Genomic DNA, 620 nt, shown 5'->3' on the forward strand with positions numbered 1-620 from the left:
GTATCGATGTGGATTACGCCTCGCATTCGGTGCAGGTGGAGTTGATCCGTGAGGAGTTGTTGGGGGTTCTGGACGGGATCGTCCCGCGCTCGGGTGAGATTCCGTTCGTGTCCACGGTGACGGGTGAGCGGATCGACACTGTCGAGCTGGGGGCGGAGTACTGGTACCGCAATCTCCGTCAGACAGTGGAATTCCAGTCGGTGGTGGAGGGTCTGGTCGCTCAGGGGTGTCGGGTGTTCCTGGAGTCCAGTCCGCATCCGGTGTTGACGGTCGGCATCGAGGAGTCCGCGGATCGGGTCGTGGCGTTGGAGTCGCTGCGTCGTGGCGAGGGTGGTCTGCGGCGGTTGGTGGATGCGGCCGGTGAGGCGTGGGTGCGTGGGGTGCCGATCGACTGGGCGGGGATGCTCGCCGGCGGCCGGCGGGTCGACCTGCCCACCTATCCCTTCCAACACCAGCCCTACTGGCTCGACTCACCACGACACCCTGCCGGAGACGTGACCGGCCCGGGCGACGACGAGTTCTGGGCGGCCGTGGAGCACGGTGAGGCGACCGAGTTGGCGGACCTGCTCCGGAGGTCGGCGGCGGAGCCGGGGCAGGATCTTCACGCACCCGTCGCGGCC

General features: G+C 67.7%; 1 protein-coding gene. It reads left to right on the forward strand.

Annotated features, from left to right (window positions below; genetic code table 11):
• On the forward strand, positions 1-620 hold a 620-nt coding region (locus ACLJWH_RS41975; RefSeq protein WP_411147076.1), incomplete at both ends, for an acyltransferase domain-containing protein.

Source organism: Streptomyces sp. x-80 (assembly GCF_046549095.1).
In the GTDB taxonomy this organism is placed as follows: Bacteria; Actinomycetota; Actinomycetes; order Streptomycetales; family Streptomycetaceae; genus Streptomyces; species Streptomyces celluloflavus.